Consider the following 18,940-nt stretch of genomic DNA (forward strand, 5'->3'; position numbering starts at 1 on the left):
TGACAGGGGGGACCGACAAAAAATCACCGAAGCGCGAAGAGACCGGCGGCGAACAACGCCACCGGCACCACCGCGGCCGTCGCGCTGATCAGCCCCAGCCCGCCACTCCAGCCGGCCGCCGACGCGACCATCCGGCGTACCAGCGCCGCCTCCACCACGGCCGTCAGCAGGAAGCCGAGGCCGACGCTGAAGATCGCCGCCGCGCCCACGACCAGCAGGCCCGACGCGGACGCCGCGCCCAGTGGGGCCGCGACCTCCCAGCGCACCACGCCCGCGGCCGCCGCGAGCAGCGCCAGCAGGAGGATGAACGCCACGAGGAAGCCGCTGCGGGCCGTCGCCGGGTGCGGGCCGCGCGCGAGGAACCAGAAGCCTCCGTCGAGCGCCGCGACCACCACGGCGAGCACCACGAACCCGGGCCGGAAGGTCATGCGGCGAACCGTACTTCCACGCTGCCCAGCTCGCCGAAGTCCGCGATCACGTGACCACCCGCGCGGATCGGGCACGGCGGGGTCGCCGTGCCCGTCGTCACGATGTCGCCGGGGCGCAGCGCACGGCCGTGGCGGGGCAGCTCCATCGCCAGCCAGTGCAGTGCCAGCCGCGGGTCGCCCAGCACCAGGCTGCCGCTGCCGCGGGAGAACTCCTCGCCGTCGGCGTGCAGGACCACCGGCCGGCGGGGCAGGTCGAGGTCGCGCCAGCCCGGCACCGGACGGCCCTCGACGAACCGGCCCGCGCACGCCGCGTCGGCCAGCAGCTGCGGGCCGCCCGCGTGGCGGTGGTCGGTGTAGCGGCTGTCCGGCAGCTCGATCGCCAGGAACATCGTGTCGACCGCGTCGAGCACCGCGGCCAGCGACGGCGACAACCCCGGGTCGGCCTTGAGCCGGAAGGCGAACTCCGGCTCGGCGACCCCCATGGTCATCGTGTCCGCGGGGATCGGCGAACCCTCGACGTGGTGGAACCGCTCGAACACCGCGCCCGGCAGCGGCCCGGGGACGTCGAGGTACTGCCGCGCGTACGCGGTGGTCGCGGCGATCTTCCAGCCGGACACCGGCCCGGCCAGGTCGGCGAGCGCCGCCTGCGCCGCCATGCCCTCGGCGAGGTCGCACGGGCGGGCGTCGTCCGGCAGGCCCTCCAGCCGCTTGCCCGTCAGCCACGCGTCCCAGATGAGCTCCGCCGCCCGCTCTCGCTTCACGACCGCGATCTTGCCAACCGGAACACCGGGTGTCGATCGGCTTCCGCCGCGAAGACCCCGGCCGGGTCGGTCAGCTTCGCGTCGAAGAACGGCGCCGTCACCGGGATCTTGCGGACGTAGGCCCGCAGCACCCGGCCCGCGGTGGCCGCGTCGGGTTCTTCGACCTCCCACGTCTCACGCCGCCGGCCGCGCCACAGCCGGGCCGTCGGGTCGGCACGCAGGTTGTGCACCCAGCCGACCCGCCCGTACGGCGACACGAGCCAGCGCTCGCCGCCGACCTCGATGACGTTGACCGGAGTGGTCCGGTCCACGCCGCTCCGGCGCCCCCGCGTGGTGAGCAGGAACCCGGTGCCGCCGTTGATGGGGATCCCGCGCGCCAGCAACGCCGTCACGACGACGTTCGCGGCCTTCCGCGTCACGCCCAGCCGGTACTTCCGCGCCATCACGGCCGCATGGCGTAGACCCCGGAGAGGTCCCGCACCCGCGCCCAGACGTTCTCGAACCGCGCGGCGTCCACCACCGGCTTGCGCAGCGCGGCCAGGGCGATCGCCTGCTGGGCCCCGGTCGAGCTCGCCTTGCCGTTGAGGTCCACCGCCGCGACGCTGAAGTCCTGCACCAGCACGGCGAAGATCTGGTCGACGACCTCGTCGGCCAGGCCGGTGATGCCGGCCTGCTCCAGGATCAGCTGGCCGTAGACGATCAGCGTGAACAGCTCGGTCAGCGCGAGCCCGAAGTCGAGGTCGGCCTGCTGCGCCTCGTCCGGCGCCGCCTCGGTGAGCAGCTTGACCAGGTAGCCGGCCTGCTCGGTGAACAGCGCGACGTTCGGGATGTGCGCGGCGTCGGCGTAGGCGGTCTTCCAGTCGTGGAACCGGACCTTCGACAGGCCGCGCGCTGGGCCCTGCCGGAAGAGGAACTCGTCGTCCGCGGCGTCGGTGCGGGTCGGCACCGGCGCGTACTCCTGCGGCGCGAAGAGGTAGTTCGGCATGAACTTCGCGATCAGCGCCAGGTTGACGGCCACCGTGCCCTCGAGCTTCGGCAGGCCGTCGATGTCGTTCTTCGACATCGCGAGGTAGGTGTCGGCCTCGAAGCCCTTGGCCGCGACGACGTCGGCGACCAGGCCGATCACCTTCTGCGCCTCGGTCGTCACCTTCATCTTGGTGATCGGGTTGAACAGCAGGTAGCGGCGGTCGCCGGAGTTCGCGCTGCGGAAGTAGTCGACGGCGCGGTCGGAGAACAGCTTCATCGCGGTCAGCCGCGCGTAGGCCTCGACGAACTCGCGGCGCACGTGCGGGAAGTCCGTGACGGGCTTGCCGTAGAGGACGCGGTTGTGCGCGTGCGTGATGGCTTCGTACAGCGAGTGCGTCGCCATGCCGATGCCGCCGAAACAGAGGTTGAACTTGCCGATGTTGACGGTGTTCAGCGCGGCGCTGAAGGCCTCGGCGCCGACGTGCAGGATGTCCTCGGCGCGCACCGGGTAGTCCTCGAGCCGGAACTCGGCGACGTACATCTGCGACGGCACGACGTTCTTGACGACGTGGTAGTCCGGGTGCTCGGAGTCGGCGTAGAAGAAGACGTACTGGTCAGGGCCTTCGACGCCGTCGATGCGGCCGAAGACCGACACCGTGCGGGCGCAGTTGCCGTTGCCGATGTAGTACTTGGAGCCGGTCGCGCGGTAGCCGTCGCCGTCCTTGGTCAGGACCATGTCGGACGAGTAGATGTCGGCGCCGTGGTCCTTTTCGGACAGTCCGAACGCGCCGACGCCGCCGGCGTCGAGCGCTTCCGCCGCGCGCTTGCGGGCGGCGTCGTTGGCGCTCTGCCAGACCGGGCCGAGGCCGAGGATCGTGACCTGCCACGGGTACCAGTAGTTGAGGCCGTAGAAGCCGAGGATTTCCGACAGCGCGGCGACGCGGGCGGTGTCCCAGCGCTTGTCCGGGTTGCCGCCGGCGTTCGCGGCCGGCGTCAGGAAGGTCGAGAACAGGCCTTCCTTGCCCGCGAACTCGATGAAGTCCGCGTAGAAGGTGCGGTTGTGGTAGTCCTCGGTCAGCTTCGCCTTGCCGCGCTGCTCGAACCAGTCGATGGTGGCGCGCAGCAGGCGCCGGGTCTCGGCGTCGAAGTGCGCCGGGTCGTAGTCGCGCGGGTTCAGCAGCATGGTGGGGCCTCCTCGATTACCGACCGGTAACTTAGCAAGGCTGCGCGAGTGCGGGCAATCTCACTGGGGGTAGGTCACTCCGGTTGGGTACACTGATCATGCGGGCCGCTCAGTTCTGCCTCGGCCCGCTGCTGTTGTCGACTACCACGCGCCGCGGCCGTTGACCGGTCTGCGCCGGGCAGGACAACCCTTCTCAGGTTATGGAGACCAGGGCACTCCCGTGCCCGCACGCTTATGAGCACTTTCGCTGAACTCGGCCTGCCCGTCCCCCTGGTGGCGGCGCTGGCCACCCAAGGCGTCACCGAGCCCTTCCCCATCCAGGCGGCGACCCTGCCGCACACCCTCGCCGGGCGCGACGTGCTGGGGCGCGGCCGCACCGGCTCCGGCAAGACGTACGGCTTCGTGCTGCCCGTGCTGGCCCGCCTCGCCGCGGGCCCGACGCGGCGCAGGCCGGGCCGTCCCCGCGCGCTGATCCTGGCGCCGACGCGCGAGCTCGCGACGCAGATCGAGGCGTCGATCCTGCCCCTGGCCCGCCCGCTGGGTCTCAAGGCGACGACCATCTTCGGCGGCGTCAGCGCCAACCCGCAGATCACCCGGTTGCGTGACGGCGTCGACATCGTCGTCGCCTGCCCCGGCCGGCTCGCCGACCACATGCGGTCCGGGCACGTGAAGCTCGACGCCGTCGAGATCACGGTCCTCGACGAGGCCGACCACATGGCCGACCTGGGCTTCCTGCCGGAGGTCCGGCGGATCATGGACGCCACGCCCGAGCGCGGCCAGCGGCTGCTGTTCTCGGCGACGCTGGACAACGGCGTGGACGTGCTGGTCAAGCGCTTCATGGACGACCCGGTGCTGCACAGCGTCGACTCGGCGCAGTCGCCGGTGGCGACGATGGAGCACCACGTCCTGCACCTGGAGGAGACCCACCGGCTGCCGGTGCTGGTCGACCTGACGGCGGCGCCCGGGCGCACGCTGGTGTTCACGCGGACGAAGAGCCGCGCGAAGGCGCTGACGCGCAAGCTCAACGCTTCGGGTGTCCCGGCGGTGGAGCTGCACGGCAACCTGGGCCAGAACGCGCGGACGCGCAACCTCGAGGCGTTCTCGTCCGGGACGGCCCGCACGCTGGTGGCCACGGACATCGCGGCGCGGGGCATCCACGTCGACGACGTCCGGCTGGTCATCCACGCGGACCCGCCGGTGGAGCACAAGGCGTACCTGCACCGCTCGGGCCGCACGGCGCGCGCCGGGGCGTCGGGCACGGTGGTGACGTTGATGACGGACGCGCAGGTCCGCGACGTCCGCGACCTGACGCGCAAGGCGGGCATCAAGCCGACGACGACGCAGCTCGGCCCGGGTCATCCGCTGCTGGCGGAGCTGGCGCCGGGCGAGCGGACGTTCTCAAAGGCGCCGGCGGTGGACAACCGGCCGAAGAAGGTGTCGGCGACCGGTGCGGCACCGGGTGGCGGCCGCGGTCGCCGGGGTGCGGCCGGGGCGCCGAAGGAGAACCGGGGCGGCCAGCGTGCGCGGGCGGCCGGGCAGGAGAAGCAGCGTTCGGCCGGGTCCGAGCGGCGGGGTGCTGCCGCGGACCGGCAGGGTGCCGGCCGTTCCGCTTCGGGTGGTTCACGACGTTCCGGCGGCGCGGCCGCTTCGGGCGGCGCGCGGCGCTCCGGCGGCGCGGCCGCTTCGGGCGGGGCGCGGCGATCGGACAGCCCCGCCGCGGGCGGCAACCGCCGGTCGGGTTCGGGCGGGGCGGCGGCTTTCTCGTCGGGCACTCGCGCGGGCTCGCGCCGCTCGCGCTGACTTCAGGCCGGCCTGGGCCTTGGCTTCTTGCCAGGGCCCAGGCCGCAACCAGACAGCCCCCACCCGATCCCCGGGGGGGGCGTCCCCTAGTCCATTCTATCGGTCCTGACCTGCAAAAACGCCCGCCCCGGAAATCTGTGGACAACTCGAGCCGATGTGGACAACCGCGGTCAGCGCCACAGCCCGAGCAGGACCGCCACCACGGCCAGCTTCACCAGCCAGTCACCCGCGTGCAGCGCCGCCAAGGCCACCGGGACCCGCTCGTGCAGCACCGAGCCCGCCAGGATCACCGTCGGGAACCCGGCCCACACCGCCAGCGCCAGCCCCACCGCACCCGGCACCCCCTCGACGCCCACGGCGCCGCACAGCAGCGCGAACGCCGTCACCAGGACCGCCGTCCGCGCGAACTCCGCGCCCATTCGCCACGGTGACGGCCGGGCCGCCGCGCCCGCCGGGCTCAAGCGGGCCCAGACCTGGCCGAACGCCATGTACCACGCCGCGCTCACCACGAACGCCGCCACCGATGTCACCAGCACCGCGATCACCATTGCCCGCTCCTTCGCTCAGCAGATTCGAAGGAGACGTCGACGCCGGTATCCCGGCTTCGACATCCGAGCGGAGAATTTCTACAGCGACGACGTCAGCCCGCGGGCCCGCAGCACCGCACGCTCCAGCGGGCGGAACACCAGCAGCTCGATCCCCACGCCGACCAGCAGGATCAGGAAGATCGCCGCGATGACCTTCTCGATGCTGTTGAGCGATGACCCCTGGTTCAGGTACGCGCCCAAGCCGATGCCCAGCTGGGGTGACAGCGCGATCAGCTCGGCCGCCATCAGGGAACGCCAGGAGAACGCCCAGCCCTGTTTGAGCCCGGCCAGGAAGCCCGGCAGCGCGGCGGGCAGGAGGATGTGCCGGGCCGAGGCGAGCCGGTTCGCGCCCATTACCTGGCCGACGCGCGGCAGGATGGGGGGGATCTGGTCGATGCCCGCCACCAGGCCGTTCGCGATCGACGGCACCGAGCCGAGCAGCACCACGAAGTAGATCGCCGCGTCGTTGATGCCGAACCACAGGATCGCGGCCGGGACCCAGGCGACCGACGGCAGGCTCTGCAGCCCGGTCAGCAGCGGCCCGATCGCCGCGCGGACCACGCGGACCTTCGCCACGACCAGGCCGAGCGGGGTGCCGATGAGCACTCCGGCCACGAAACCGAGCGCGGCGCGGTGCACCGACGTCCAGACGAACTCGACCACGTCGCCGGTGACGACGCGTTCCCAGAACTCGTCCCACACCGACAGAGGTGCGGGTAGCTGCGTCTCGGGCCAGAAGGCCGCCGCCCAGAGGATCTGCCAGACGACGCCCAGCAGGACGAGCGCACCCACCGGGGGCAGGAAACCCCAGGCGAAGCGTTTCCAGAAACCCGGGCGGCGTTCGCCCACCGGGGCGTCGAGCGAATCCAGTCCGGCGCCGACCCGGTCGAGGTCGGCTTCGGCGGACCGGTCAAGCTGCGGCATGGGTGCTGATCACCTCTCGCAGGTGCCCGGTGATGTCCTCGGTCAGCTCCTCGGCGTCGGCCAGCGGCACGTCCGCCCACTCGCGCACGACCCGGCCGGGCCGCGACGACAGCAGCACCACGCGCTGGCCGAGCCGGACCGCCTCGCGCACGTCGTGCGTCACGAACAGCACCGACGTGCCCGTGCTGCGGTAGACGCGCAGCAGCTCGCCCTGCAGGACGTCGCGGGTGATGGCGTCGAGCGCGGCGAACGGCTCGTCCATCAGCAGGAGGGACTGCTCCGGGTCGCCGCCGACGCGCAGCGTCGCCGCCAGGGCGCGGGCCAGCGCGACGCGCTGCCGCATCCCGCCGGACAGCTCGTGCGGCCGCTTGCCGCCCGCGCCGTTCAGCCGGACCAGTTCCAGCAGCTCGGCGGCCTTTTCGCGGCGCTCGGCCCGGCCGAAGCCGGCCAGCCGCAGCGGCAGCTCGACGTTGCGCGCGGCGGTCAGCCACGGCATCAGCGCGGCTTCCTGGAACATCACCGCCGGCCGGGAGGTGTTCAGCGTGATCTCGCCCGCGGACGGCGCGTCCAGCCCGGCGACCAGGTTCAGCAGCGTGCTCTTGCCGCAGCCGGACGCGCCGAGCAGGCAGACGAACTCGCCGGGCGCGACCGTCAGGTCGACGCCGTCGAGCGCGACGACCGCGCGGCCGGCCGTGCCGAACGTCTTGCGCACGCCGTCGAGACGCACCGCTGCCGCGCCGGTGAAGCTGGTGCGGCCGGTCGGGAGGGTCGTGGTCATCGCGGGCTGCCTCTCACTTGGTCAGTTCGGGAGCTACGACGGCGGGCAGGTTCTGGGCCTTCAGCACCTCGTTGAGCGCACCGAAGTCGGCGAAGCCCTTGAGCGCGACGGCCGACTTCACGACCCCTGCGGTGACGGAGTCCTGTGCGAGCTGCGGGAACGCCGACGCGACCGGGTCGGTGGTCAGTTCGATGCCGGAGAACGCGCGGTCCAGGACCGCTGGGCTCAGGGTACTGCCGGCCAGCTCCTTGAGCGCGCCGTTGACCACGGTCTTCGCGTCCGCCGGGTTGGCCTTGGCCCAGTCGATGGCGGCGAGCTCGCCCTTGAGCAGCGCGCGGACGGTGTCCGGGTGCTGCTGCAGGAACTCGCTGCGCACGATGACGACGGTGCTCGGGAAGCGGCCGCCCGGCCACAGCGTCTTCTCGTCGACCAGAACCTTCGCGCCGGCGTCGAGGACCAGCCGGGACGCCCACGGCTCGGGCAGCCAGCCGCCGTCGACCTCGCCCTTCCGGAAAGCGTCGAGCGTCTTCGGGTTGTCCATCGTGGTGATCTTGACCTGGTCGGTCAGCTGCTTCTCGGCCAGGAACTTCTTGAGCGCGACGTCCTGGGTGTTCGCCAGCTGTGGCGTCGTGAGGTTCTTGCCCTTGAGCTGATCGACGCTCGTGATGTCCGGCTTGACGACCAGCTGCGCGCCGCCCGAGACGGCACCGGAAACCAGCTGGATGGCGCCCTTGGACTTGGTGAAGGCGTTGATCGCCGGGCCGGAGCCGATGAAGGCGACGTCGAGGGAGTCACCGAGCAGGGCGTTGACCTCTTCGGGGCCGGCGTTGAAGGTCTGCGTCGTGAGCTTGGTGGCACCGAGTTCGTTCTTGAAGAAGTCCTTCTTGACGCCGATCAGCGCGGGCGCGTGCGTGACGTTCGGGAAGAACCCGACCCGGACCTCGGCGGCGGCGCCCTGGTCGGCGGCGGGGGCGGCGCTGCTGTCGGCGCGCGTACAGCCCGCGAGGACGCCCAGGGCGGTCAGGGCGGCCAGCGCCGAGGCCAGGGTTCTCCGGGAGGTGCGCACGTCGGCATCGCCTTTCGTCGGTGTCGGGGCGAGGTTCGCACGGTCACCCACTCAGGCGCATAGCCATCCGCATCCCGGGACATCCGGTGAGAATTCTTGACATCGCCGGCGCCCGCCGCTAGCAGGCCGGCTGAAACGAATTAACCGGAAAACACCTTTGTGAGTCAGATCATCACCATCGAGGATCCGGGTCCATTACGGTCGAAGCCGAAGATCATCATCGAATCGGGGAGGGCTCATGAAACGACTGGTAGCGATCCTCACCGCGACCGCGGCGGCACTGCTGCTGGTGGCGCCGGGTGCGCTGGCCGACGACAACCCGGACTGGCACGCCAAGTGCAGCACCCGGGTCTCGCCGACCGAAGCCAACAACGCCGAGGGCTGGGTGAACGCCCAGTCCGACGGCGGCAACTGGAAGATCGTCAACATCTACGCCAACCTGCGCAACGTTGGCGGGAAGATCACCGGGGACCACCGGGTCACGGTGACCGTGTTCAACGGCCCGGGCGGCCCGGTCGTCGCGTCGCACAAGTTCGACAACATCGCCAACGGCGACATCACGCTCACAGCCGACGTGTACCCGGCGGTTTCCATCCCCAAGGGCAAGGTCGCCGTCCAGGTGGCCGCGACGACCAACATCAACTCGTGGCCGAAGCTCTGCACCGGCGCCGGCATCGTGTTCTGACACTTGCGGCGCTCCTGGCGCGAGGAAAGAAAACCGTCATCAGGGCAACCGCCGGCGTCACCCGGACGTGGTACAGGATGACCACGGATTCGGGAGGAAGTCATGACGAGCAGGAGCCAGGGAGCCGCCGGCGTCCGCGTGGCGCTGGTCGTGTTGTTCATCGGCCTGGGGCAGGCGTCGTTCGAGTGGCTCAGGTCACTCGGGATGGACGCGTTGACGAGCCTGGTGGTGTGGGCGATCCCGGTCGTCACCGCCGCGGCCGTGACGCTGGTGCTGTGGGTGGCGTCGGACCGGGCGTTCACGCTGCGCAACTGGCTGCCGGTGGCGATCTCCATCCCGGTGTACCTGGGCGGCGGCTTCGGCTTGGCGACGGGCACGGCGAGCCTGGTGGCGTCGATCGTGAGCGGGATCGGCCTGGGGATCGCGGTGGTGGTCGTCACCGGCCTGATCCGCTCGCGGCGGCAGGTCGAGGCCGGCCAGTAAGGCGGGTTGTCCACAGGATGTGGGGGCTGTGGACAACCTCACTCACCGGAGCGTGCGGGCCAGCCGTCCGTAGAACGGGACAGCCTGGTTGGCCGCCACGTGGCGGTCGAAGGCGGCGCGGTGGGCCCGGTCGAGCCGCGCGTGAAACGGGCGGAACCGGCCGAGTATTTCGCGCTGCATCGCCCGGCCCTGGGCGTCGAGCGGGGCGTACCACCGCTCGGCGAGCGTCCTGAGCTGCTTGAACAGATCCTGGTCCGGCATCTCGAGCGGCATCGCGTTGAAGTCGTTCAGGAACGCTTCGAGCGGCGCGTAGGTCTCGGTGATCCCGACCCGCACCGACGTTCCGGTGGCCCCGGATTCGACCCGCTCTCGCGCCAGGAGCAGGTCCTCCGTCGAAACCCGCCCGGCGCGCTGCTCGCGCGCCAGCCAGTCCGGGAACGGCCGCCGCCCGCCGCCGCGGTGCCAGAGCCCGACGAGCTGGAAGGCCCGGCGGAAGTGCGCGACGTGCCGCCATTCGTGGTCCAGCACCGACCTGGTGTAGGCGGGTGAGGACTCGCGCAGCGCGCCGCGCCCGAGGACCACGCAGAGCTCCGGGATCGGCGCGAGCGGGTCGAGGGAAGCCACCGGTACCAGCGCCTCGGGTGTGACCGTCGCGCCCTCGGCGTTGAACTCGTCGAGCGTCGGATCGAAGTTCACCACGGGCATCGGCGTGTACCGGTCGGCGCTGATCCGGGAAACGAGCCGGATCGCCGGCGGCAGCGCTTCCCGGACCAGCCGGAACAGCGCGGCGCGGTCGTTGTTCGTCTTCGCGTCCCGGACACGGACCTGCCACGGCGCCTGCTGCCGCTGCACGACGGCGGCGTTTCCGGCCGTCTGCTGCAGGTACAGGAGCCCGGCGACCCCGGTGGCCGGCCGGACCGGATCGCGCCGAGCCTGCTCGGCGGCGCGGCTTTCCCGGTGCGTCCGGGCGGACCGATCGCGCATCACCACGCCACCCCTCTGTCACCCGACACCCGGGGAGTCGCCCCCGGTCGCCGGGCCGTTTCGAGCCCGCCGGTCACTCCTCCGAACGGCGCAGCAGCAGCGACACGTCGCCGAACTCGTGCCACAGGTACCGCTCCGCCACCGCCGCCTCGTACGCCTGCTGGACCACGGACGCCCCCGCCACCGCTTCCAGCAACAGCAGGTGCGACGCCTCCGGCGCGTGCAGGCCCGTCACGATCCCGTCCACCACCCGCGCCGGGCGGTCCGGGCCCAGCACCAGCTCCGTCCAGCCCTCGGCCGCGCGAACCGCACCGTCCGGCGCCGCCGACTCCAGCGCCCGGGCCGCCGTGGTGCCCACCGCGATCACCCGGCCGCCGCGAGCGCGGGCCCACTCGACCAGGGCCGCCGTCGTCGGGGGCACCCGGAACCGCTCGGCCTGCGGTGGCTCGGCCGCCTCGGGCGAGGACACGCCCGTGTGCAGCAGCAGCGGGGCGATCAGCACGCCGTCGGTCACCAGGCGCGTCACCAGCTCCGGCGTGAACGGCCGCGCCGCCGAGGGCATCTCCGCGCTGCCCGGCTCGCGGGCGAACACCGTCTGGTAGTCCGACAGCGGCCACGTCCGCGGGACGTACCCGTAGCGGATCGGACGGCCCACCGCCGCCAGCAGTGACGGCACCGGAACCGACACCGCCGCCCGCCACAGCCTCGCCGCGCCCGGGACCGCGGGGGCCACGAGCGTCAACGAGGCCTCCCCGGCCAGTGAAAGGCGCTCCCCCGGACGGCCGTCGAGCAGCGGCCCGCCCGGGGCACGCAGCTCGACGATCCACGAGCCGTCGTCGAGAGCCGTCGCGAAATGGACGACGATCGGGCGGCCCGCCCGCCGTGCGTCGACCGCCGCGGGGAGAGTGCCCGAGGTGTTGACCACCAGGACGTCTCCCGGCCGGAGGTGCGCCCCGACCGCCGAAAACACCGTGTGGTGGACGCCCGGCGGCGACGCCACCAGCAGGCGGACCTCGTCGCGGGACAGGCCGCGGGCCTCCGGCGGGGCCGACGCCGACAGGTCCGCCGGGAGATCGAACCGGACGCTCATGCCGGCACCCCCAGATCGGCGGCGCGGTAGCGACCGCTGGGTGGGCGCTCGTCGAGCAGGCGCAGGAACGCCGGGACGGCCGTCTCCGGCAGCGGCCGGTCCGAAATGTCCTCGCCGGGGAACGCGCGCTGGTGCATGGCCGTGCGCAGGTCGCCCGGGTCGACCGCGTACACCGACCGGTCCGGATTTTCGACGCCCAGGACGGCGGTCAGCTGGTCGAGGGCCGCCTTCGCCGAGCCGTAGCCGCCCCAGCCCTCGTACGCTTCCACGGCGGCGTCGGAGCTGACGTTGATCACGACGGCGGGCCGCAGCAGTTGCGTCAGGGCGAGCGGCGCGAACACGTTGACGCGGTAGACGTCTTCGAGGTCCGGCAAGGGGTAGCGGGCCAGGGGCGGCAGCGGGCTGACACCCAGGGAGCTCGCGTTGTTGACGAGCAGGTCGAGGGCGGGACAGGCGTCGGCGAGCGCGGCGCGGTGGGCCGGGTCGGTGACGTCGCCGGGGATGGCCGTGAAGCCGTCCTCGCGGGCGGCCGTTTCCAGCGCGGCCGCGTCGCGGGCGTCGCCGACGACCGTCCACTTGCGACGAACGAGGGCGGCCGCCAGCGCGCGGCCCAGTCCGGCGGAAGCACCGGTGACGAGTGCGGTGGGCATGGTTCCTCCTTCGCGGGGTACCACACCATCGTGAGACCTCTACATTACTTGAGGTCAACCGAAGCGCGGCCGCGAAGCAGGAAATACGCTGCCGGCGAAACGACGAGGCCGACGTAGTACGCCAGGTCCGCGCCGTGCAGGGCCGCCGCGACCGGTCCCGTGTAGAGAGACGTGTTCATGAACGGCACCGCCGCGCCGAACCCCACGACGAACGCCACCACCGCCGCCCAGGGCCGCACGGTCACCGACGTCAGGACGTCCACGGCGCGGCCGCCGCGGGTGCGGGTGAGCCAGTCGGGCACCACCACGCCGAGGAACGGCGGGATCCAGTACGAGACGAACAGCAGCACGTTCTCGAACTTCGCCGAGAGGTCGCCGCTGTGCATCCAGAGGATCAGCGCGAACGCGAGCACCGTGACGACCACCGCCGACACGGGGCGCCGCAGCCGGACGCCGACCGTCTGGAGGGCCAGCGAGCCGCTGTAGTCGTTCATCGCGTTCGACGACACCGCCGCCAGCGCGATCACGGCCAGCGCCAGCGCGCCCAGGAACCCGCCGCCGAGCAGCTGGGCGATCCCGGAAGCCGTGTGGTCGCCGAGCGAGGACCCGAGCGCGAGCCCCAGGCTTTCGCCGATCGCGTACGAGACGACGAGGCCGAGCAGCGTTGCCAGGAAGATCGCCCGCGAAGAAGCGGCGACCGGCAGGTAGCGGCTGAAGTCCGAGGCGTACGGCGCCCAGGAGATCGCCAGCGACAACGTGATCGTCGTGAACAGGACGACGCCACCCGCCAGGTCGGCGCCCGAGGCGGTGTCGGCGACGGCGATCGGGTGTCCGGAAAGGACCTTCACGGCGAGCGCGGCGAACGCGAGCACCAGCAGCACGCTCATCACCGCCTGCACGCGGTGGATCAGCGCGTAGCCGAACACCCCGAGCGCGCACTGCAGCACGAGGACGATCAGCACCGCCGCCCAGAACGGCAGCCCGGTCAGCTCGGCGAGGGCCTCGCCGCCGAACAGGCCGACCAGCGCGTCCCAGGCGATCGAGCCGAGCCACTGCACCAGGCCGGGCAGCACGACGCCGCCGCCGAAGGGCAGCCGGGCGAGTGGCAGCTGGCCGGCGCCGGTGTGCGGGCCCCAGGTCGACAGGTAGGCCACCGGCAGCGAGCCGAGCACGGTGCCGGCGAGCATCGCGGCCAGGCCGGTCCAGAAGCCGAGGCCGAGCGAGGACGCCAGGGTGCCGGTGAACACCGCCGTCATCGTCAGGTTCGGGGCGAACCACACGCTGAACAGCCGCCACGGGCGCCCGAACCGGTTGCCCGGCGGCACCGGCGCGATGCCGTGGGTTTCGATCGCCAGGTCACGCCCGCCGGCCGGCATCCGCCCGCCGAAGACCTCGGCGTCCAGACCGCGTCCGCTCATGTCCCGCCTCCTGTCACGATCACCCTAAAGCGCAGCCGCGTGGTGTAACGCGAGGGCCCGAACGGACGAATCACGGTTAGCCGTTGCCGGACTGCTTCACACCCACGCCAAGACCCACCGGGAGGGTCGCGAAGTGCAGCACCCGCGGACGTCGGCGATGACCGGCCTGCTGGCCGCCGGGTGCGCGCTCGGCGTGGTCGCGCTGACGCTCAAAGCCGGCGAAGGCACCCACTCGGCGCTCGACACCGCGCTCAGCACCACGACCGGGTTCCTCTTCCTGCTCGCGGGCGCGGTCGCGCACGTGCGGCGCCCGGCCAACCCGATCGGCGTGCTCATCGCCCTCGCCGGCGTCGCCCTGTTCCTCGAAGACCTGCAGTTCGCGCACAACCCGGTGCTCTACACGATCGCCGTGCCGCTGCGTGCCGCGTCCAGCCCGGTGATCGCGCACCTCGTGCTCGCCTTCCCGCACGGGCGGCTCCGCTCGCGGTGGGAACGGCTGCTGGTGGCCGGGGCCTACCTGGTGGTGCTCGGCTCGGGCGTGGTCGGGCTGCTCGTCGACGACGACCCGCGCGACCTGCTGGCGATCTGGCCCGGCAGCGGGGCTTTCGCCGACCGCGCGCTGGACCTGGCCGCGACGGCGATCAGCGCGGGCGTGGTCGTCGTGCTGCTCTACCGGTGGCTGAGCGGGCGGCTGCCGCAGCGGCGGCTGCTGTCGCCGGTCGTGGTCATCGCGCTGGCCGGGGCGGTCACGTCGGGGGCGGGCACGGCGCTCGGCGACGCGCACCCGCTGTCCGGCCCGCTGCTGCAGGCGTACCGGATCCTGTTCTGCCTGTGGCCGCTGGCGTTCCTGGCCGGGGTGATGCGGGCCCGCGTCGGCAACGCCGAGATGATCCGGCTGCTGCTGGAACGCGACGGCACCGGGCTGGCCGCGCTCGTGCAGGACGACGAGGTGTGGAAGGACAGCCGCTCGATCGACGCGCTGAACGCGGCCGCCGGCCTGGTGCTGGACAACCAGCGGCTCACCGACGAGCTGGAGCAGCGGCTGGCCGAGGTGCGCGCGTCGCGGGCCCGGCTGGTCGCGGCCGGCGACGAGGAACGCCGCCGGCTCGAGCGCGACCTGCACGACGGCGCGCAGCAGCGGCTGGTCAGCGTCGTGCTGCTGCTGCGGATGGCCGCCCGCCGGTCCGGGGACGGCCTGCCGCCGGAGCTCCGCACCCTGCTCACCGGCGCGGTCGACGAGCTGCAGACGGCGATCACCGAGCTGCGCGAGCTGGCCCGCGGCATCCGCCCGGCGATCCTCACCGAAGCGGGCCTGGTCGCGGCGGTCCGGTCGCTGGCCGCCCGCATCCCGATGGAGGTGGCGCTGACGGTCGGCACGGTCCCCCGGCTCGACGCGGCGGTGGAGGCGACGGCGTACTTCGTGACGTCGGAGGCGCTGACGAACGCGCTCAAGCACGCCCGGACCGACCGTGCCGACGTCCGCATCGAGGTGGCGGGCGCCGAGCTGCGGGTGGAGGTGACGGACGCGGGCGTCGGCGGCGCGGACACCGAGGGCGGCACCGGGCTGGCCGGGCTGCGCGACCGGGTGCAGGCGCTGGGTGGGGAGCTCGACGTCGCCAGCGGGGCCGGGGGTACCACGGTGACCGCGGTCATCCCCCTCGCCGAAAAGCCGTGAAGGCCTCCTCGAACGGTCCGAGGAGGCCTTCACGTGCTTCTTGACTAGACGAGCAGCAGGAACAGCAGCCCGTTGGGCGTGCCGAGGCCGGTCACGTCGTCGTAGCCCGGGGCGGTGTGGATGGTCAGCCCCTGGTAGTCCAGCGTCCGCACCGAACGGAGCAGGCCGTCCGTCGCGTCGACCTGGTTCGCGTAGTCCACGCGGGCCACCGCGCCGTCCACGTGCTTCACGTCGGAGATCGCCGACGTGCGGGACGTCAGCTTGTAGATCACCGGGTTGATGAAGCCGTGGTGGAAGTGGTCGAAGCTGTCGGCCACCGCCATGATGCCGGCGAACACCGGCGACGCGAGGCTCGTGCCGCCGATCCGGTACTGGTCGTAGTGCGCACCCTCCGGGAAGGTCTGCGTCTGGCCGACCAGGAAGCCGGTGTTCGGGTCGCCGATCGCGGCGATGTCCGGGACGACACGGCCCTTGTTCTTGCCGGTCTGGTTCTTCGTCGCCAGCGCGTCCGGGACGACGCCCTTCTGGTAGAAGGGCTGCGGGAACAGCCGGCTCGTGCCGCCACCGGAACCGCTGGTGTAGGCGGCCGGGCCGTAGACCCCGTCGGTCAGCGGCGACTTGCTGGTCTCCCAGCCGGTCTCGAAGATCTTCTTGCCGTCCTTGCCGATGGCGATGGACGTGCCGCCGACCGCGGTGATCCACGGCGCCGAGGCGGAGAAGTCCGGCGACGGCGTGCCGAGGCGCGCGACCTCGTCGCCGTTGTCACCCGAGGAGAAGTAGACGCCGATGCCCTCGAGCACCGCCTGCAGCGAGATCTGGTTGAAGACCTTGACCTCGTCGGCCGGGATGTCCTCGCCGGTGTCGCCGTAGGAGTTCGACACGATGTCGGCCTTGTGGCCGGCGACCACGTAGTTCAGTGCCTCGTCGAGCGAGTTGTCCTGGCAGTCGGACCCGCCGACGTACAGGATGTCCGCGCCCGGCGCGAGACCGTGGGCGGCCTCGACGTCGAGGGTCTCCTCGCCGTACCAGCCGGCCGCGTCGCACTGGTCCGGCGGCTCCAGCTCGGAGTTCACCGGGAAGACGTGCTGCGAGAACTGGCTCTGCTTGAGCGGGTGCGCCGGGTCGTTCTTCCGGGCGTACGTGCTCGCGTCGGCGTAGATGGTCGGCGAGGCGAAGGCGTCCACGATGGCGATCGTGGTGCCCTTGCCGTCGGCGCCGGCCTTGTCGATGCCGTAGGCCGACCGCAGCTGCGCCGGGGTGTAGCCGCAGGGGGCGTACGGCAGCTGCTTGCCGTTGTAGGCGGGATCGGTGGTGTCGGTCTTCTCGCCGTAGTAGGCGCTGCACGGCGGCGCGTTGCGGAACCCGGGCGAGGGCGCCACGTCGGACGGCTGCCCGGCCTTGGTCGCGGTCCCCGGGTCGGCGCCGTCGGTGTGGTCCGGCTTGAACAGGTTGGTGGCCTGGTCGACGCCGACGACGCCGAGCACGTCACCGGCCAGGTTCGCCGGCACGGACAGGTTCTTGTCGGCGGCACGCAGCGTCTGGCCCTTGACCCGGTACTTGCCGAGGTCGACGGCGAACGCCTTTTCCGTCTGGTCCGCGGTGCCGGTGGCTTCGACGTAGGCGCGGTTCGACGGGATCTCGCCGATGCTGAAGCCGTTGCCGGTCAGCCACGCCTTGACGGCGCCGACGGTCGCGTCACTGGCGGCGAAGCGGTCGCGCACCTGGTCGGGGCTGAGGAACTGCCGGTAGGTCGCACTGTCCGGATCGGACACGGCCTGGGCCAGCGCCTCGGCGCCGGCGTTGTCACGCTGGTTCAGGTAAACCCGGAAGCTCAGCTTCGCGGCGGGCGCCGTGTCGGCGACCTTCGCCTGCGCGTTCGCCCACAACGGGTGCGACTGCGGGATGTCCTGACGTCCCTGCGCGGACGCGGTCGCCGGCAGGGCGCCGGTCAGGCCACCCACCACCGCGAGCGAAAGGAGCAGGGTGGAGCTTCTTCGCACAGAAATCTCCCTCTTCGAAACGGCCCCCGGAAACGGGCCTGGAAACACCGGGTGAGACTAGAACGGTGTTCCGCTCCCAGGGAAGTACTTGCGGAACCGTTATCTCGCCAGGAATTCGCGAGTCGTCAACCATGGTAAGGAAATCCGATTTGTCGCGAAGAAAAAGCGAGGAATGGTGTTTCATGCGCGCTTGGTCCGTTTCGCGACGGCGCCGCGGACCACGGCCGCCACCTACTAAAGTCGGTCGCCGGAGTCCACTCGGGACAGTCCGGCGGTGGCGGCACTTCGGCCGTCACGCCAGCCGCCGGTCGACCTCCGCCGGGGCGAACACCGCGTCGACCACCATCGACACCGCGCCCCCGACCGCCATTCCCTCCCCGCGGCCGCCGATTTCGACCCGCAGGTGCTGCGTGGCCCGCGGCAGGGCGCGCCGGTACAGCACCTCCCGCACACCCGCCACGAAATGCGGCTCGGCGAGGTCCCCGGCGATCACCACCACCCCCGGGTTGACCACGCACACCAGCGTCGCCAGTACCTCGCCCACCTGGCGGCCGGCCACTTCGGCCAGCCGGACCGCGGCCGGTTCCCCCGCCGCGATGCGGTCGCGGACGCCCGAGCCCGACTCCGTCGGCAAGCCCAGGTCCGTCAGCCTCGCCGCCAGCGCGCCGCCGCCGGCGACCGCCGCGAGACAGCCGTGGGAGCCGCACAGGCAGCGCGCCTCCGGGTACCCCGGCAGCCGGATGTGGCCGATGTCGCCCGCGCCGCCGTCGATCCCGCGGTACACCTCGCCGCCGAGGACCAGGCCCGCCCCGATGCCCGTCGACACCTTCACCACGACCAGCGCCGCCGACTCCGGGTAGCGGGCGCGGTGCTCGCCCAGCGCCATCAGGTTCGCGTCGTTGTCGACCAGCACCGGGGCGCCGAACCGGGCGCCGAGGTGGGCGTCGATCGGGTAGCCGTCCCAGCCCGGCATGATCGGCGGCTGGGTGACCCGCGCGCGGCCGGGCTCCACCGGGCCCGGCACGGAGACCCCCACCCCGCACACCGGACGGCCCGCCTCGGCCCGCAGCGCCTCGAACCACTCCGCGATGCGGTCGAGCACCGGCTCCGGGCCGTCGGCGACCCGCAGCGCGCCGGCGCGGCGGGCCAGGACCCGCCCGGCCAGGTCGGTGACCACGGCCTCGGCGTGCGTCGTGTCGATACTCGCGGCGAGGACGACCGCGTGCCCGTCGTCGAAGCGCAGCTGCCGCGCCGGGCGGCCGCCGGTGGAGTCCTCCTGGCCGCCCTCGGCGAGCAGGCCCGCCGCCTGGAGCCGGTCCAGGCGCGCGGTCAGCGTCGAGCGCGAGAGCCCGCTGCGGACCTGGAGCGCCTTCCGCGTGGTCGCCTGCCCGGTCCGGACCAGCCGCAACAGCTCGCCGGCGCTGGTCATCCCGCGACCCCCTTCGGACTTTTGTCCATTGAC

At 72.3% G+C, this 18,940-nt stretch carries 18 protein-coding genes; 4 read left to right on the plus strand and 14 right to left on the minus strand.

All coding sequences use genetic code 11. The features are described 5' to 3' along the window. Positions 1 to 23 precede the first annotated feature (23 nt). From I4Q55_RS44205 to I4Q55_RS44220, 4 genes are read right to left on the minus strand one after another with little or no spacing between them, the layout of a single operon-like run. A complete protein-coding gene (locus tag I4Q55_RS44205) occupies positions 24 to 428 on the minus strand; it encodes a hypothetical protein (RefSeq protein ID WP_206796768.1) in 405 nt (134 codons plus the stop codon). After that, positions 425 to 1,189 (minus strand): 2-keto-4-pentenoate hydratase, encoded by a 765-nt coding sequence (locus I4Q55_RS44210; RefSeq protein ID WP_206796769.1) that lies wholly within the window; start codon positions 1,187 to 1,189, stop codon positions 425 to 427. The genes I4Q55_RS44205 and I4Q55_RS44210 overlap by 4 nt, the downstream gene beginning before the upstream one ends. Next, entirely contained in the window at positions 1,186 to 1,632 is a 447-nt protein-coding gene (locus tag I4Q55_RS44215; protein WP_206796770.1) for a nitroreductase family deazaflavin-dependent oxidoreductase, read from the minus strand. Before I4Q55_RS44215 ends, I4Q55_RS44210 begins: the two co-directional genes overlap by 4 nt. Next, on the minus strand, positions 1,632 to 3,338 hold the full coding sequence (locus I4Q55_RS44220; protein ID WP_206796771.1) for an acyl-CoA dehydrogenase: 1,707 nt from the start codon (positions 3,336 to 3,338) through the stop codon (positions 1,632 to 1,634). Before I4Q55_RS44220 ends, I4Q55_RS44215 begins: the two co-directional genes overlap by 1 nt. Positions 3,339 to 3,572: 234 nt before the next feature. On the opposite strand from I4Q55_RS44220, the gene I4Q55_RS44225 reads away from it, so the two are divergent. Then, positions 3,573 to 5,138: a DEAD/DEAH box helicase gene (locus I4Q55_RS44225; protein ID WP_206796773.1), complete on the plus strand. Its 1,566-nt coding sequence runs from the start codon at positions 3,573 to 3,575 to the stop codon at positions 5,136 to 5,138. A 170-nt stretch (positions 5,139 to 5,308) separates the two neighbouring features. Here I4Q55_RS44225 and I4Q55_RS44230 read toward each other — a convergent pair whose 3' ends face one another. From I4Q55_RS44230 to I4Q55_RS44245, 4 genes are all read right to left on the minus strand, one after another. Beyond that, a complete protein-coding gene (locus I4Q55_RS44230; protein ID WP_206796774.1) occupies positions 5,309 to 5,686 on the minus strand; it encodes a DUF1761 domain-containing protein in 378 nt (125 codons plus the stop codon). 78 nt (positions 5,687 to 5,764) lie between these two features. Further along, entirely contained in the window at positions 5,765 to 6,649 is an 885-nt protein-coding gene (locus I4Q55_RS44235; protein WP_206796776.1) for an ABC transporter permease, read from the minus strand. Beyond that, positions 6,636 to 7,427, minus strand: a complete 792-nt coding sequence (locus I4Q55_RS44240; RefSeq protein ID WP_206796778.1) for an ABC transporter ATP-binding protein — start codon at positions 7,425 to 7,427, stop codon at positions 6,636 to 6,638. The genes I4Q55_RS44235 and I4Q55_RS44240 overlap by 14 nt, the downstream gene beginning before the upstream one ends. A 13-nt stretch (positions 7,428 to 7,440) precedes the next feature. After that, on the minus strand, positions 7,441 to 8,493 hold the full coding sequence (locus tag I4Q55_RS44245) for an ABC transporter substrate-binding protein (RefSeq protein ID WP_206796780.1): 1,053 nt from the start codon (positions 8,491 to 8,493) through the stop codon (positions 7,441 to 7,443). Between the two features lie 238 nt (positions 8,494 to 8,731). Here I4Q55_RS44245 and I4Q55_RS44250 point away from each other — a divergent pair, with 238 nt between their 5' ends. Both I4Q55_RS44250 and I4Q55_RS44255 read left to right on the plus strand, forming a co-directional pair. Beyond that, complete coding sequence (locus I4Q55_RS44250; RefSeq protein ID WP_206796783.1) at positions 8,732 to 9,178, plus strand: hypothetical protein; 447 nt, start codon at positions 8,732 to 8,734, stop codon at positions 9,176 to 9,178. A 102-nt stretch (positions 9,179 to 9,280) separates the two neighbouring features. After that, positions 9,281 to 9,661 (plus strand): hypothetical protein, encoded by a 381-nt coding sequence (locus tag I4Q55_RS44255; protein ID WP_206796785.1) that lies wholly within the window; start codon positions 9,281 to 9,283, stop codon positions 9,659 to 9,661. Positions 9,662 to 9,703: 42 nt separating this feature from the next. Here I4Q55_RS44255 and I4Q55_RS44260 read toward each other — a convergent pair whose 3' ends face one another. The 4 genes from I4Q55_RS44260 to I4Q55_RS44275 all read right to left on the minus strand — a co-directional run bounded on the left by I4Q55_RS44260 (position 9,704) and on the right by I4Q55_RS44275 (position 13,803). Next, a complete protein-coding gene (locus I4Q55_RS44260) occupies positions 9,704 to 10,645 on the minus strand; it encodes a hypothetical protein (RefSeq protein ID WP_206796786.1) in 942 nt (313 codons plus the stop codon). Positions 10,646 to 10,718: 73 nt separating this feature from the next. Next, complete coding sequence (locus I4Q55_RS44265; protein WP_206796787.1) at positions 10,719 to 11,735, minus strand: S-adenosylmethionine:tRNA ribosyltransferase-isomerase; 1,017 nt, start codon at positions 11,733 to 11,735, stop codon at positions 10,719 to 10,721. Then, positions 11,732 to 12,385: an SDR family oxidoreductase gene (locus I4Q55_RS44270; RefSeq protein ID WP_206796788.1), complete on the minus strand. Its 654-nt coding sequence runs from the start codon at positions 12,383 to 12,385 to the stop codon at positions 11,732 to 11,734. Before I4Q55_RS44270 ends, I4Q55_RS44265 begins: the two co-directional genes overlap by 4 nt. A 44-nt stretch (positions 12,386 to 12,429) precedes the next feature. After that, a complete protein-coding gene (locus tag I4Q55_RS44275; protein WP_206796789.1) occupies positions 12,430 to 13,803 on the minus strand; it encodes a cytosine permease in 1,374 nt (457 codons plus the stop codon). A 157-nt stretch (positions 13,804 to 13,960) separates the two neighbouring features. Between I4Q55_RS44275 and I4Q55_RS44280 the strand changes: the two genes are divergently transcribed. Continuing rightward, positions 13,961 to 15,478 (plus strand): sensor histidine kinase, encoded by a 1,518-nt coding sequence (locus I4Q55_RS44280; RefSeq protein ID WP_242547854.1) that lies wholly within the window; start codon positions 13,961 to 13,963, stop codon positions 15,476 to 15,478. Positions 15,479 to 15,522: 44 nt separating this feature from the next. Here I4Q55_RS44280 and I4Q55_RS44285 read toward each other — a convergent pair whose 3' ends face one another. Together I4Q55_RS44285 and I4Q55_RS44290 are read right to left on the minus strand one after the other, a co-directional pair. Beyond that, complete coding sequence (locus I4Q55_RS44285) at positions 15,523 to 17,478, minus strand: protease pro-enzyme activation domain-containing protein (protein WP_206796791.1); 1,956 nt, start codon at positions 17,476 to 17,478, stop codon at positions 15,523 to 15,525. 292 nt (positions 17,479 to 17,770) lie between these two features. Beyond that, positions 17,771 to 18,907, minus strand: a complete 1,137-nt coding sequence (locus I4Q55_RS44290) for an ROK family transcriptional regulator (RefSeq protein WP_206796792.1) — start codon at positions 18,905 to 18,907, stop codon at positions 17,771 to 17,773. Between the last annotated feature and the right edge of the window lie 33 nt (positions 18,908 to 18,940).

The sequence above is a fragment of the Amycolatopsis sp. MtRt-6 genome, assembly GCF_017308975.1.
In the GTDB taxonomy this organism is placed as follows: Bacteria; Actinomycetota; Actinomycetes; order Mycobacteriales; family Pseudonocardiaceae; genus Amycolatopsis.